The following is a 14,143-nucleotide window of genomic DNA, read 5'->3' as shown; positions in this document are numbered from 1 at the left end:
GTGTCCGGCCTCGAGCAGCAGGTCGACCAGGCGCCCGTTGGGGCGCTCGATACCGATCTGCACGAGCTCGGGGTCGCCATGCTTGGCGAGTCGACGGATCAGCGACGCGATGCCCTCGGCGGTGTGCTCGATGGTGAACTGGGCCAGCACCTTCCCGGCCGCGGACATGACACACACGGCATGCACGAGAGCGGCCCAGTCCAGGCCGACGTAGACGACTTCAGGGGTCTCTTCAGACAACGGAACTCCTCAGGTTGGCAGCGACGACCCGGCAAGGCCCCCGGAATCGGCTGCCGGACGGTCACTAACTGGCGCTCTGTGGCGCGTCTTCCTGATGCCGGTCTGCGACCCCGGGAGGACCGAGGGCGGCGGTGTCATCGTGGCCCTCACGGGGCGACCGAGCACGGCCGTCACCTCGGCCCTCGCCGAGTCCCTTCAACGAATGCTCATCGGACATCCGTCGAGAGGATGGTGCCCTAGTGACCGAGCAGACCAGCCGGACCCGACCGGCACCGTGATCAGCGAGCGCGACCAGCGCCGCATCCTCGCCGCCATGATGAAGATGCCGTACGCCGCCAGCAGCCGCGTCCCGAAGCCGTGGACCGCGATGGGCGAGACGGTCACCGCCGACGCCGTCGTGGCGTTCCTCGACGGCCTCGCCGAGGTCCTGACCGAGGTCGGCACGGAGAACGACCAGCACCGCCGCCGCCTGTTCTCTCTCGAGGCCGACGTGGAGGCTTTCCGCCGCCTCATCGGCACCGCGCCCGCCGAGGTGACCCCGTGAGCGCGCACATCGAGTGGCTGGCCGCCCGCGAGACCAGCGTCCAGGTGTTCACCCCCGGCGAGGACTGGGTGGGAGCCGGTGAGCACCGCCAGCCGGTCCTCACGCTGGCCGGGGACGACGTGGTGGCGATCCAGGGCACGCCCGCCGAGTTGCGCGCGCTCGCCGCACGGATCACTGCCGTGGCCACCGCCGCCGCTGGGCGGCTCGACTTCGCCGCCGCGACCGCTCGGGAAGACCAGCCAGCATGAGCGACGACGACGCCACGCTGCGTGCGCTGGAGGCCCGCGCGACCCCCGGCCCCTGGACTCCCGCCGGTGACAAGATCCGCGCCACCGCCACCGACGCCCTGATCCCGGACAACATCCTCGTCGCCTACGCCGGTGCTCACTGGCAGCGGCTCGGCTTCAAGACGTACCCACGCGGGGGCGACGTTCCCGAGCACGCGCCCGACGTCGAGTTCATGGCCGCTGCCCGCACCGCGCTGCCCGACCGCATGGACCGGCTCGACCGCATCCGCGACCTTCACGCCCGGTGGGGCGAGCAGGCACCCGAGGACGCGGACGGCTACCTCGACCTGTGGGAGACGCTCGGTCGACTCCTCGACGGCGAACCCGCCTGACCATTCCGACCCCCCCTCAAGTACGCCCGCAGCGCTCATCGCGGCGGGCCTCCTTCTGCGTGGGCGTCGGGCCGTCACCACAAGGTCAGCTGCTCGCCCAGCAGCTCCTGGAGCCGAGCAAGGTCGTCGGCTACGAGCTGGGGGTCCTCACGCGCCAGGTCACGCAGTTCCCGCGCGCGTCGACGCGGGCCGCGCGGGTCGGCCAGCGGGCTGTACGGCAGCCGCCGCTGCACCGACCACTCACGGCGGTTCTGCGCCGCGCTCGACACCACGACGTGGTCCGGCGCGATCCGCTGGCACAGCGGGTTGTGGCAGCGGTGCCCGAGCAGCCGCGCCTCCGCCAGCGCGTCAACGCCGTGCATGACTGCGTACGCGAACCGGTGAGCGATGATCACCCGCCCCGGGGCGTACCAGAACCGGCCATGGCCACCGCCGTCCGTGCGCTCCCGCTCGGAGCGACCGGCCACCGCCCCGGTCCACCACAGGCACTCACTGCCCGGCACCGTGGCGACCTTCGCCCGGTAGCGCGTGAGCACCGCCGGGTCCGCGATCGCTGCCGCGACCGCCGCGAGGCCGGCGTCATCCAGCCGACGTACCGGCACCCGCTCCCCCGCTCCCGGCCGACGCCAGCGCCGCGCCGTCGTCGCGCACGTCGTCGCGTACGTCGTCGCTCGGCTCGCCGTCCGCGTTGGCGAGCCGCCGCAGCCGCGTCGCCTCCCGCACGGTGACCGTCTCGCCGCACCACTCCACGGCCTCGCCCAGGGACAGGCCCTCGACCTCGATCAACTCCCGCAGCGCCTCACCGGCGCGCTTCTCGGTCTCGGCCACCGCCGCGTCCCGCTGACCGATCGCGACCATGACCTGTTCGGCCAGGTCGATCACCCGGCGCTCGCGCTCCTCGCGCTCCTTGCGCCGCTTCTCGGCCATCTCCCGCGCCGTTCGCCGCGCCTGCTGCTTGATCGTCTGCTGACTCATCCGGTCCTCACTCCGTGTCGACATGGACTCTGACAGTCACCTACGACAAATCCCGGTGCCCGTGCGATCACCACCGGCCAAGAAACTTCCGAACCCGACGACCTCGACCCCCGAACCAGCCCAGCCAGAACCCAGCCCGACCCATCCACCCCAGCCAGCCCGAACCCGACGACCTCGCCGTCACCGACGCCCCTCAGCGTCCCCCCTGATTTCCGCGACCTTCCAAGTGCCACACACCTCTTGCATTCTCGGTCTGCCGAATAGAAAGAACACATCAAAATCCGGCCGGAAAGTGATCGCCTACCACGCGCGCACGCACGTAGGTGACCGTGACGATGAGCCTCCACAAGCTGACGGCCGGGTCGGGGATACGACTACCTGACCCGCCAGGTCGCAAGCGATGGACGCCACCGACAAGGGCCACACCGGGCTGGCGAGCTACTACACCGAGAAGGGCGAGACCCCCGGCGTCTGGGCTCGGATCCGGCATGGAGGGACTCGAAGGGACTCGACGCCGGCGACATCGTCACCGCCGACCACATGCAGAGCGCTGTTCGGCTCCGGTCACCACCCGCTGGCCACCCAGCGGACCAAGGAGCTGGACCTGCGCATCGGCCGCGACGGATGTCGACCGGCCGACCGACGCGGACTACAAGACCGGCCCGCCAGCTCGGCACGCCGTACAAGGTCTACGACAACGACATCAGCCCCTTCCGGATCGAGGTCGCCAAGCGCATCGCGGCCCTCAACGAGGCCGCCGGCCTGCCGGGTGACTGGCCGGTCCCCGCGGCCGACCGGGCCAAGATCCGCACCGAGGTCGGCACCGAGTTCTTCCGTGCCGATCACGGCCGCGAGCCCAGCCGACGCCCGCGAGCTCGCCGCCGCGATCGCCAAGCACTCCCGCCCGAAGACCAACGCCGGTGGCCGGCTACGACCTGACCTTCTCCCCGGTCAAGAGCGTCTCGGTGCTGTGGGCGATCGCCGACCCGAAGACCGCCGCGGTGATCGAGCGGGCCCACCAGGCGGCGATCAAGGACGCCCTGGGCTTCATCGAGTCCAAGGCGCTGTTCACCCGCCAGCGGCACCAACGGCGTCCGCCAGGTCGACGTCCGCGGACTGGTGGCCACCGCGTTCACCCACCGCGACTCCCGCTCCGGCGACCCCGACCTGCACACCCACGTCGCCGTCGCGAACAAGGTCCAGACCCTCGACGGCAAGTGGCTGGCCATCGACGGCCGACCGCTGCACAAGGCGGTCGTCTCGGCCTCGGAGACCTACAACACCGCGCTCGAGCGGCACCTGGTCGACGCCCTCGGCGTCCAGTTCGCCGAGCGCCCGAACGAGGACGCCCGCAAGCGACCGATCCGCGAGATCGTCGGCGTCGACCCCGAGCTCAACCGCCGCTTCTCCAAGCGCCGGCTCAACGTCGAGGACCGCCGCAAGGTCCTCGCGGCCGCCTTCCAGGCCACCCACGGACGTCCGCCGACCCCGGTCGAGACCATCCAGCTGTCCCAGCAGGCGACGCTGGAGACCCGCGAGGCCAAGCACGAGCCGCGCTCGCTGGCCGAGCAGCGCGAGGCCTGGCACCGCGAGGCGGTCGAGGTGCTGGGCACCCCGCAACGGGTCAAGCAGATGGCCCACGGCGCCCTCAACCCCAACGGCGCGGCCCGCTCGCTGGCCGACTCAACCTGGTTCGCCAAGACCACCGACCGCATCGTGGCGAGGATGGAGGGCAGCCGCAGCACCTGGCAGTACTGGCACGTCTACGCCGAGGCCCAGCGCCAGGTCCGGGCCGCCAACGTGCCCACCAACCAGGTCTCCCAGGTCGTCGACCTGCTCGTCAGCGAGGTCCTCGACGACCACTCGGTGAGCATGGCTCGCCCCTGGGACACCATCAGCGAGCCGGCCCAGCTGCGCCGCGCCGACGGCTCCTCGGTCTACACCCAGGCCGGGGCCGACCTGTTCACCTCCAGCAAGGTGCTGGCCGCCGAGCAGCGCCTGGTCGACGCCGCCGGCCGCCACGGCGGGTACGCCGTCGAGGCCGCCTCGGTCGACCTGGCCCTGCTGGAGTCGACCGCCAACGGCATCGCCCTCAACGCCGGACAGGCCACCCTGGTCCGGGAGATGGCCACCTCCGGCGCCCGGCTCCAGCTGGCGATCGCGCCGGCCGGATCGGGCAAGACCACCGCGATGCGAGCCCTGGCCAGCGCCTGGGCTGACGGCGGCGGCACCATCATCGGCCTGGCCCCCTCAGCCGCGGCCGCCGACGCCCTGCGATCCCAGATCGACACCCAGACCGACACCCTGGCCAAGCTCACCCACTCCCTCGAGCAGGCCCGCGAGACCGAAGCCGCAATGCCGGACTGGGTCGCCGGCATCGACTCCTCCACCCTCGTCGTCATCGACGAGGCCGGCATGGCCGACACCCTCTCGCTGGACGCCGCGGTCTCCTACATCCTCGAGCGCGGCGGCAGCGTCCGGCTGATCGGCGACGACCAGCAGCTCTCCGCAATCGGCGCCGGCGGCGTGCTCCGCGACATCCGCGCCACCCACGGGGCGCTGCAACTCACCGAGCTCGTCCGATTTAAGGACCCCGCCGAGGGCGCCGCCTCGCTCGCGCTGCGCGAGGGCAAGGCCGAGGCGCTCGGCTTCTATCTCGACCGCGACCGGGTCCACGTCGGCGACCTGGCCACCATGACCGAGGACGTCTTCGCCGCCTGGCAGGGCGACCGCACCGCCGGGCTCGACTCGATCATGCTCGCCCCCACCCGCGACCTGGTCAGCGAGCTGAACCAGCAGGCCCGCGCCCACCGCCTCGACGGGATCGACCCCGCCGACGTCGCCGCCACTGGCCCGGTCCGCCGGCTCGCCGACGGAAACGAGGCCTCGATCGGCGAGCTGATCATCACCCGCGAGAACGACCGCCGGCTGCGCAGCTCCGCCACCGACTGGGTGAAGAACGGCGACCGCTGGACCGTCCTGGAGATCCACGACAGTGGCGACCTGACCGTCCAGCACACCCAGCACGGCCGCACCGTGCGGCTGCCCGCCGACTACGTCGCCCGATCCACCGAGCTCGGCTACGCGTGCACCGTGCACACGGCCCAGGGCGTCACCGCCGACACCATGCACGGCCTGGCCACCGGCACCGAGTCGCGTCAGCAGCTCTACACGATGATGACCCGCGGCGCGCACGCCAACCACGTCTACCTCGAGGTCGTCGGCGACGGGGACCCGCACTCGGTGGCCCACCCGACCCTGGTCCGGCCGCTCACCCCCACCGACATCCTCGAGTCGATGCTGGCCCGCAACGACGCCCAACGGTCCGCGACCAGCCTCATCCGCGAGCAGGCCGACCCGGCGACCCGGCTCGGCGAGGCCGCCCAGCGCTACCTCGACAGCCTCTACGTCGCCTCCGAGGACCTGCTGCGCCACGAGACCATCACCGCGACCGACGGGACGACGCTCAACGTGGTCGACGCGCTCGACAGCGCCGTCGAGACGCTCGTCCCGGGGCTCTCGGAGGAGGCGGCCTGGCCGACCCTGCGCGCCCACCTGCTGCTGCTCGGCGCCGCCGAAGAGAACCCCGTCGACGCGCTCCGGGCCGCCGCCGGCGACCGGGAGCTGGAGACCGCGCACGACCGCGCCGCGGTCCTCGACTGGCGACTGGACGCCTCCGGCCTGCGCAACGCCGGCGCCGGCCCGATGCCCTGGATGCCCGCGGTCCCGGCCCGCCTGGCCGAGGACCCGCACTGGGGTGCCTACCTCGCCCGGCGTGCTCACATGGTCACCGAGCTCGCTGACCAGGTGAGCACCCGCGCGACCGACCAGGCCGACAAGGGCGCGCTGCCGGTGTGGGCCCAGAACGGCATCCGCCCCGACACCGCCACCATCGCCGACGTCGAGGTCTGGCGAGCCGCCATGCAGGTCCCCGGCGACGACCGGCGACCGACCGGGGCGCCGCAGCTGCAGAAGATCTCCGCGACCTGGCAGCGGCGCCTCAACAAGTCCGTCACCGGAGACCACACCCCGGCGCTCAAGGAATGGCGCCAGCTGCTCTACTCGCTGGCCCCGCAGGTCCGAGACGACGAGTTCACCCCGCTCCTGGCCGAGCGTCTCGCCGCGATGTCTCGCGCCGGCGTCACCGCCCACCAGCTGCTGCGCACCGCCACCGCCCCCGACCACCCGGCCGGCCCGCTGCCCGACGAGCACGCCGCAGCGGCGGTGTGGTGGCGCATGGCCCGTCAGCTGACCCCGGCCGTCGCCGCCCAGATCGGCGATGGTTCCCACGGCGAGAGCGTCACCACCGAGTGGACTCCCCGACTCGTGGAGCTGTTCGGCCCCGAGCGGGCCGCGAGCATCCAGGCCAGCACCTGGTGGCCCGCGCTCGTCTCGAACGTCGACCACGGCGTTCAGCGCGGCTGGCAGGTCGACGCGCTGCTGGGTGCCGGGCGGGCGATGCCGAGTGACGGCTGGGACGGCGTCGACGAGTGCCAGGCGCTGGTCTGGCGGACCTCGATCGCGCTGGAGACCGCTCCCGACGAGCACGGGCACGAGGTCCAGTTCGACGAGCCGCCGGCCGACCTGTGGGAGGGAGTGGAGCCGGATCCGGCCACGGTCGTCGACCACGCGACCGATCACGACTGGGCCGACTGGCCGCTCGCCGAGGAGCCCGGCCCGTATGACGAGCACCTTGTCGACGAGGCCGACGAGTACCTGGTCGACGTCGTCGCCGGCGGCCCGGTCGACGCGAGCGATCCGGTCGACGAGGACCAGCACGTCGAGCCCGACCTCACCCTGTCGGCCTACATCCGGGACCTGGGCGGCACCCGGCTGGAGCCCACCGACGCCGACCTCCGGCTCATGTACCAGCGGGCCGAGGAGTGGAACTCCTCCCCCGTCTCGCGTGAGCGCATGCTCGAGATCAACGACATGGCGCAAGCGTTCTTCGAGACCCGTTTCGTCGACTCGTGGGGCCGCGACTACCTCACCGGCCGGTTCGGCGTCGACCTCGCCGGCGACGAGCGGTTCCGGCCCGGGCAGGCTCCGGCGGGGTGGACCAACCTGGTCGACCACCTGCGCGGCCGCGGCGTCAGCGACACCGAGATGCTCGCCACCGGGGTGGCGACCGAGGCCAGCACCGGCCGCCTCATCGACCGGTTCCGCGACCGGGTGATGTTCCCCGTGATCCACCAGGGCGAGGTGCTCGGCTTCGTCGGCCGCCGCCGCCCCGACCTCACCGATGCCGACAAGGGCGGGCCGAAGTACCTCAACACCGCCGACACCCCGCTGTTCCACAAGGGCGCTCAGCTGTTCGGCGTCGTCGACGAGCTGCTCGCCGAGGGCGCCGTCCCGGTGATCGTCGAGGGCCCGATGGACGCCGTCGCCGTCACCATCGCCAGTGCCCGCCTCTACGTCGGCGTGGCCCCGCTGGGCACGTCGCTGACCGACGAGCAGGCCGCCCAGCTGGCTGCCGTCGGCCGCGACCCGATCGTCGCCACCGACGCCGACCTCGCGGGCCAGGTCGCGGCCGAGCGGGACTTCTGGATGCTCACCCCGCACGGCCTCGACCCCGGTCTCGCCCGGTTCCCTGACGGCCTCGACCCGGCCGACCTGCTCGCCCAGCGCGGCCCTGCGGCGCTCACCGCCGCGGTGGCCAGCGGCCAGCCGGCCTTCCGGTCGCTGGGAGACCAGCTGCTCACCGAGCGGCTCGACAACCTCGCCCCCGAGCAGGCGCGGGTGGCGGCCATGAGGATCCTCTCCGCCCGTCCCAGCCGCGCCTGGGAGCCGGGCGTCACCCAGGTGCGGGCACGGCTGCAGCTCTCCCAGCTGCAAGCCCGCCGGGACCTGCGCGACGCGGTCAAGACGTGGGACGACGACCCACGGAAGGCGGCCCTGGCCGAGCTGCACAAGAGCAGCGAGGTCCGCGCCCGACTCTCGGCCGCGGCCGATAAGACGCCCGCCGAGCGGTGGGCACCGCTGGCCCGCGAGCTCGACCCGCGCCTGCTCGACCAAGGCGACTGGCCGGCCACCGCAGCGATGCTGCAGCAGGCCCACGAGCACGGTCACGACGTCGGCGCCTCCACCCGCGCGATCGTCGCCGAGACACCCCTGGGCGACAACCCCGCACGCGACCTGCGCTACCGGATCGTCTCCCTTCTGGGGATGCCGATCGACGCAACCTCGCCTCTCGACGTTCCCGCGATCCGCCAATCCCAGGGAGCGCACTATCCCTGGTCAAGTCCGACCATGGATCGTCGCATCCCACCGACCGGTCGGCGATGAGTCGGGTTCCGAAGCCACGGCGAACCGGCGAACCAGAATGACGCGGGCCGGGTGCGGAGTTCGCGCAGGGGAACAGCGCACCGTGATGGGGGAAATCCCCCAAACGCGGGTGCGAACACCCTCGCGCCCGTTCGGTATTAGCTGCTGCGCTCGACGATGTTCATATGGCTGTACTGCGAAACCAGGTGGCCGCATCTTCGTATCCGAAGGGCCAGGCGGCCCGGGATCACCCTGCTCGCCGCGGGTGCGGTACCAGGCGGTCGCCCGCGACGATCTCGAAGTTGGACCCGGGCTTCGCCTCGGCGGGCTCGTCCGGACGGGGGGATTCGGGCCGAGGGCGGCTGCGCGGTCCTCGGCATCGGACCGGATCGGGTGCAGATTGGACAGTCCCGGTCAGCGCGAGTGTCGTGAGTCGATGGCGGTCGAGCTGGGTCCGCTGGAGCTCACTCAGGTTGCTCCTGGCGTGTGGGCGGTGTTGCTGGTCGTGGGTTCGGTGCACGAGATCCTAGAGGCTGGCACCGTTTCGTTTGCGGCCGCCTCTGATGGCAGCGCCAGCGGATCTGCGGGGGACTCGCGAGTTAGGCCAAGCCAAGGCCAGGAGGCGGAAGTTGTTTGACGATGCCGAGGAGGAGCTCGGTGCTTTCTCGAAGCTCTTCGTCGGGGAGGGTGTTGTGGGTGTTCTCGGGGTGATGGATCTTGTGGCGCACTGCGACGGGGAGCGTAAGGGTCTCTTGGGTCGGACTGCCGCCGGAGTACGACCGCGTGTAGGGCGTCGCTTTCGGGAGACCCTGGGCGTGCAACCAATTGTCGAACGCTTTCAGCCCGTCGATGCCGACGTGATCCTGAATACGGCCGCACAGCAGGGTGTGGTTGTTGATGTACGTCTGTCGGTCGATGTCCTTGAGGTCCTCGAGCGTGACCCATCCGCTGTCGATGAGGTCTTGGGTCTGCCACCTCACCGGCAGTTGCAGGTTGTCTTGCCGGTCGCACAACGTGCGGAGGGTGGTTGAGAAGTCCAGGCCGTAGATGAAGTCTTCGAGCACGTACTTGTCGCGCTGGGTCGTTGCGAGCCGATCGATGACGAAGTCTCTGAAGTCCCAGATGTAGGACTTCAGGTCGTCGGAGGTGAGCGTTGCGAACTCGATGCCGGTCATCGTGTCGTGAAACTCGTCGTAGGTGATCTGCAGGTCGTCGTCGGTGCGTTGCCACCGGTGCACATAGGTCTCGAACTTCGCTCTGGTCTCCGCGTATGAGTATCCGAGGTGGCACAGGCGGAAACGGACGTCGGCCAGCGACGCTTCGTACCCGGGCTGGAGCCGGACCCCGCTTACGTACTCGGTCGGTACGTTCGCTTCGCTTCCGGGCGGAAACAGCCAGTAGTGGCTCTTCCAGTACCTGTTCTTGCCGTAGTCGATGTTGATGTCGTTGAGACTCAGCATGATCTGCGTTCCCACGGAACGATCTTGGCAGCCGGCACCTGTTGGCCCCTACGGAAATTCGCGACCGGGCGCCGGCGTACGTCTCTGCAACTCGTTCGATCAGAGATGGCCCGTCACCGTAGTTTGCGTAGGTGGACATCACATCGCTGCAGCCGGACGAGGAGACCCAACGCATCCTCGGCCACATCCTCGCCGAGTTCGCGCCCGACGACCCCGAACGGCCGTGGAAGAAGGGCGAGCTCCGGTCCCCGGTGCAGGAAGGAGACTTTCCTGTACCTGAGCTGGCGCGCGCCGCCCTGGTCTGGGCTGGGTTCGTGAATCAGCGCGGCTGGGATGAGAAGACGGCATGGCGAGTCGGCGGCAGGTTCAGGGACACGAACGTGTCGTTCGCTTCGACGAAGTTCGGACTCAGGGTGATGGTTGAGACGGATCGACAACTCACACCGACCGAGAACCAGCCGTTCACACCGCCTCCTGGGGTGATCGCATCCAAGCGGGTCGATCTGAGCAGCGACCCAGACCTCGCCGCACTCGTCGCTGATTTCACCACCGCGGTCCGGAAGGCGGCTCAGGTGTTCGGATCCAGGGTGCTGAACGACCTGGTGCAGAGCCAGGTCGAGTCAGGCAACGTCACATTGGTGAACCAGAACGGCCGGCTCCGCGGCGCTTACAACTTCTTCCGGTGGCAAGGCCAGGCTCTGATCGACGGCCACGGAGACGCAGACATCCGCCAAGAAATGATCGACATCACCATCCGCGCCGCCGGCGGCGACCCCGAGGACAACCACTACTTCCTACCCTTCTTCAACCCGGTGAACGTGGGCTACTGCCTGACCGCGATGGCGTCGGCCTACTTCTCCTGGCTGGAACACGTCCTCGTCCTGGCGCTGCCATTCACCCCACATTGGGACCCGGTAGAGAAGCCGGTGACCAAGGCAATTGGCGACCCGTGGTCGGACAAGTGGCGCTACGTCCTTCGCGACGCGATGGCTGCCCCTAACGGCGACGCGAAGAAGACCTTCGACCTACTCAGCGACGCTGCGGAGCAGTTCAGGAATCTCGACGCTCACGGCGGGTTCGGAAAGAAGGAACAGTCGCTGCTCGTGCACTCGCCGATGGGTGCGATCCCGGCACGGTTGGCTGAGGGCGCGAGCGCGATCAAGGCGACCGTCATCTCGGAGGCGCCGAGCACGTTCCCGGAAGCGTGCGAGGTGTTCGATGCAGTGGACAAGTTTCTGCGCACCGGACCGCTCTCGGATGCGTTCGTGTGGATCGAGGGCGGCCTGCAGGTGGCGTTCCATGCTGAGCATCGCGAGCGGATGCGGGAGGCGATCGCTCAAGGCTCGGAGGCGTTCCTTGAGGAGGTGGAGCGGTTCGCCGAGCTCGAGGACCGGATCAACAACTTCGAGTACTGAGGACCCGGTTGGTCGGGTCAGCTGAGGCGGCGGCGCGGCGTGGCCTGGTGGCCGACGTGCCATGCACAGGCACCAGACGGCAGGTGGCAGAACGGGCACTTGTAGGCGTTGAACCTGACGCCGGCCTTCTTGGTCAGCGCTACAGCCGTAGCGATGGCCGCCTCCTTCGCGTATGCGACCTTCGAGCCGCATGCGCGTGCACGACGCTTCTTGCCGCGTCCGCGTCGTGACTTCGAGGTAGCCATGAACGGACCGTAGCCACGAGGTCCGACAGTTAGCGTCAGCGATTCAGCTGCTCGTACAGCTCGCGCGTGCGAACGAGGATGTGCGGGGTCGGCTCGGATTGGCCGGAAACACCTCCGCGGACACTCACGGCGACTAGTCCAGCTCCGCTGTCGAGGATCGAGGCCCAGCGTTTCGCCTGCGCTTTCGGAACGTACCCGCCTTACTGCGCGCGTTCGGCGCATAGATGGCGATCGCCGCGTCCCGGAACCCCGGCGCGGGCATCCGTGTGCGGCTCTGTGTCACGCAGGTGGACGTTCTACTTCTTCGGGCCGTTCGGCGATGGCTTGAGCTCGATCTCGTCCTTGGTGCCCAGGATGGTGATCGTTTTGCGCGCCCGGGTGAGTGCGACGTAAAGGTCATGGACTTCGGTGTGGTCGGCGATGTCGGCGATGACGACGTGGTCGAACTCGAGCCCCTTCACCAGGAGGGTCCGTGAGATCACGCGGTTCCGGTTCCGCCTGCCGGTGTGTCGAACGTTCTCCCGCGCTTTCGCCAATTCGTCTAGCAGTACGGACTTGTCGTCGCCCGCCGCAACGGCGCCTCGGATCGCGGCCTGGATGTCGAGCCAGGCCTCGGAGGAGTGCAGGGCCATGCCCCTGGAGGTCAGGAGCTGGTCCATGCCCAGGACCAGGTTGGCGAGCGTCGGTTCTGCGACCAGTCGATCGAACGCTGCCAACGCAGGTTCGAAGCCCACACGAGTCAGGCCCGCGGAGCTCCGGTTCTCGACGTACCGCTTCCTGACAGTGTTCTTGTCGAGGCCAGCGTGCCCGCAGGCACAGGCCTTCATCAGATCGAACAGCCAGAGCGCATACGCGTCTGGCTCTGCTGCGACGAGGGCCTCCAGGGCCTTGACCATGAAGTTGCCGGCGACCTCCTCCATCATCTTGAACGAGCCCCCGAGCCTTCCGGCGAGGGTTCTAGCGCTTGAGGCACGCGCGGTGATGATCAGGACCGACTCGCTCTTCGGTCGGTCCCGGCGGGCCTCGCTGAAGATCGCCGGATAGTCACCGACGGTGTTCCGAAACGTCACCCCGTCCGGGAACTTCACGCCAGCGAACTTCAGCGATCTCGGGTGCATCGCCTTCCGGACGGTCCCGTGCAGCCAGGCGCCCAGTGCCTGGTTGTGGTCATCCCAGCGGCGCGGCTGCGGGTCGATCGGATGGTCGGGGAACTCGGTCAGCACTTCTCTCTCCCAGTCGGGGAGCTGCTCCTTGAACCCGAAGATCGCTTGGAAGGGGTCGCCAAGCACGCCCACCTGAGAGATCGCCGCCTTGATCGCAAGGACGAACGCGTGCTGACCCTCGCTGCAGTCCTGGTACTCGTCGACCAAGACGTGCGTGTACGACGCAGCGAGAACCTTCCGGATGTGCTCGGATGTCGCCACAGCAGTCGCCGCCGCCACGTACAGGGTCGCGTCATCCATGTCCGGAGTAGCTGGCACACGGACTCCGCCGAGGGTCGGGTAGGGCCGAGCCAGCGTGATCGCGAAGCTCGTGATCGTGGAGACCTGGCACTGCGCTGTGGAGACCCCGAACCGTTTCAGCCTCCCCCGGATCGCATGCAGCCCTGCGTGGGTGTGCGTGAGGACCAGGACCTTGGCACCGGCGTCCGCGAGGACCCGGGCGGTGGCAGCGAGCAGGTGGGTCTTGCCCGCGCCCGCAGGCATCGTGACGGACGCGGGGAGAGCTGCGATGAAGCCTTCTGCATCGGCTCGCAGGTCGTCGGAAAGTTCGTCAGGCACCAGGAGTGCCCTCCACCTCGCTCGGCTCCTCGACTTCGGTCGCACCCACCGTGGCTTCCTCCACCGACGGTGTCTCGACGGCCTCGACGGCCTCGGCGGCCGGCGGACGCGCGTAGATGGCCTCGCGCAGCTCTTCCACGACCTGAGCAACCGGTCCGGTCTGCAGCACTGGCGTGTCGAGAATGAACTCACCGAGGCGACGTCCCTTGTGGATCTGCTTGAACCACTTCGCCTTGCTCGCGGTCAAGGAGACGATCCCGCGAGCGTGTTCCACGTCGATCCCGGCGTTCGTCCAGGTGGTCACGTCGATCGGATCGACGCCCGCTGCCTCATCCCTCTTGGGTCCGCCACGAGCGATGAGCTGGTCAGCGAAGACAGTCGGCGCAGTGTCCGGGTCATCGTGCACCTCGACCGCGGCCTGGATCAGGGCGCTCAGACCGGCTGCGTCCAACTGGGAGCAAACAGCTTCCTCGGTGCATACGTCGCCTGCCCACCGAACAACGACGCCGCCCTTTGCCTCGACGCCGGGCAGCAACGCGTTCGTGTTGGCGTCGTCGCTGTCTACGAACAACACGACGTCATACTCGACCTCGAGGAGCA

The 14,143-nt window shown here is 69.5% G+C and carries 13 protein-coding genes and 1 pseudogene; 7 read left to right on the top strand and 7 right to left on the bottom strand.

The window, feature by feature from the left end:
- On the bottom strand, positions 1-240 hold a 240-nt coding region (locus FHU40_RS27105), incomplete at its 3' end, for an IS110 family transposase (RefSeq protein ID WP_183595614.1).
- Between the two features lie 274 nt (positions 241-514).
- Here FHU40_RS27105 and FHU40_RS27100 point away from each other — a divergent pair.
- From FHU40_RS27100 to FHU40_RS27090, 3 genes are read left to right on the top strand one after another with little or no spacing between them, the layout of a single operon-like run.
- Positions 515-784: a hypothetical protein gene (locus FHU40_RS27100; protein ID WP_183595613.1), complete on the top strand. Its 270-nt coding sequence runs from the start codon at positions 515-517 to the stop codon at positions 782-784.
- Positions 781-1,032 (top strand): hypothetical protein, encoded by a 252-nt coding sequence (locus tag FHU40_RS27095; RefSeq protein ID WP_183595612.1) that lies wholly within the window; start codon positions 781-783, stop codon positions 1,030-1,032. Before FHU40_RS27100 ends, FHU40_RS27095 begins: the two co-directional genes overlap by 4 nt.
- Positions 1,029-1,403, top strand: a complete 375-nt coding sequence (locus tag FHU40_RS27090) for a hypothetical protein (protein ID WP_183595611.1) — start codon at positions 1,029-1,031, stop codon at positions 1,401-1,403. Before FHU40_RS27095 ends, FHU40_RS27090 begins: the two co-directional genes overlap by 4 nt.
- A 74-nt stretch (positions 1,404-1,477) precedes the next feature.
- On the opposite strand, the gene FHU40_RS27085 is transcribed toward FHU40_RS27090, so the two are convergent.
- Together FHU40_RS27085 and FHU40_RS27080 are read right to left on the bottom strand one after the other, a co-directional pair.
- A complete protein-coding gene (locus FHU40_RS27085; RefSeq protein WP_183595610.1) occupies positions 1,478-2,005 on the bottom strand; it encodes a hypothetical protein in 528 nt (175 codons plus the stop codon).
- Entirely contained in the window at positions 1,983-2,378 is a 396-nt protein-coding gene (locus tag FHU40_RS27080; RefSeq protein ID WP_183595609.1) for a hypothetical protein, read from the bottom strand. The genes FHU40_RS27085 and FHU40_RS27080 overlap by 23 nt, the downstream gene beginning before the upstream one ends.
- A 624-nt stretch (positions 2,379-3,002) precedes the next feature.
- Between FHU40_RS27080 and FHU40_RS28720 the strand changes: the two genes are divergently transcribed.
- The 3 genes and pseudogenes from FHU40_RS28720 to FHU40_RS27070 all read left to right on the top strand — a co-directional run bounded on the left by FHU40_RS28720 (position 3,003) and on the right by FHU40_RS27070 (position 8,663).
- On the top strand, positions 3,003-3,317 hold the full coding sequence (locus FHU40_RS28720; RefSeq protein WP_246391620.1) for a hypothetical protein: 315 nt from the start codon (positions 3,003-3,005) through the stop codon (positions 3,315-3,317).
- Positions 3,299-3,920: pseudogene (gene mobF, locus FHU40_RS29955) on the top strand (MobF family relaxase); the annotation flags it as partial. The gene FHU40_RS28720 and the pseudogene mobF, both read left to right, overlap by 19 nt.
- A gap of 90 nt (positions 3,921-4,010) precedes the next feature.
- Complete coding sequence (locus tag FHU40_RS27070; protein ID WP_425490241.1) at positions 4,011-8,663, top strand: AAA family ATPase; 4,653 nt, start codon at positions 4,011-4,013, stop codon at positions 8,661-8,663.
- Positions 8,664-9,241: 578 nt separating this feature from the next.
- Here FHU40_RS27070 and FHU40_RS27065 read toward each other — a convergent pair.
- Positions 9,242-10,117, bottom strand: a complete 876-nt coding sequence (locus FHU40_RS27065) for a HEPN/Toprim-associated domain-containing protein (RefSeq protein WP_183595607.1) — start codon at positions 10,115-10,117, stop codon at positions 9,242-9,244.
- A 116-nt stretch (positions 10,118-10,233) separates the two neighbouring features.
- Here FHU40_RS27065 and FHU40_RS27060 point away from each other — a divergent pair, with 116 nt between their 5' ends.
- A complete protein-coding gene (locus tag FHU40_RS27060) occupies positions 10,234-11,517 on the top strand; it encodes a hypothetical protein (protein WP_183595606.1) in 1,284 nt (427 codons plus the stop codon).
- Positions 11,518-11,534: 17 nt separating this feature from the next.
- Here the strand turns inward: FHU40_RS27060 and FHU40_RS27055 are convergent, their stop codons facing one another.
- The 3 genes from FHU40_RS27055 to FHU40_RS27045 form a co-directional block, all read right to left on the bottom strand.
- Positions 11,535-11,762, bottom strand: coding sequence for a hypothetical protein (locus tag FHU40_RS27055; RefSeq protein ID WP_183595605.1), 228 nt, complete (start codon positions 11,760-11,762; stop codon positions 11,535-11,537).
- Positions 11,763-12,058: 296 nt separating this feature from the next.
- Positions 12,059-13,543 (bottom strand): UvrD-helicase domain-containing protein, encoded by a 1,485-nt coding sequence (locus FHU40_RS27050; RefSeq protein WP_183595604.1) that lies wholly within the window; start codon positions 13,541-13,543, stop codon positions 12,059-12,061.
- The coding region (locus FHU40_RS27045) for a hypothetical protein (protein WP_221200360.1) at positions 13,536-14,143 on the bottom strand (608 nt) is incomplete at its 5' end. The genes FHU40_RS27045 and FHU40_RS27050, both read right to left, overlap by 8 nt.

Source organism: Nocardioides soli, assembly GCF_014191495.1.
Classification (GTDB): Bacteria; Actinomycetota; Actinomycetes; order Propionibacteriales; family Nocardioidaceae; genus Nocardioides; species Nocardioides soli.
This window is presented reverse-complemented; position numbering and strand designations above follow the sequence as displayed.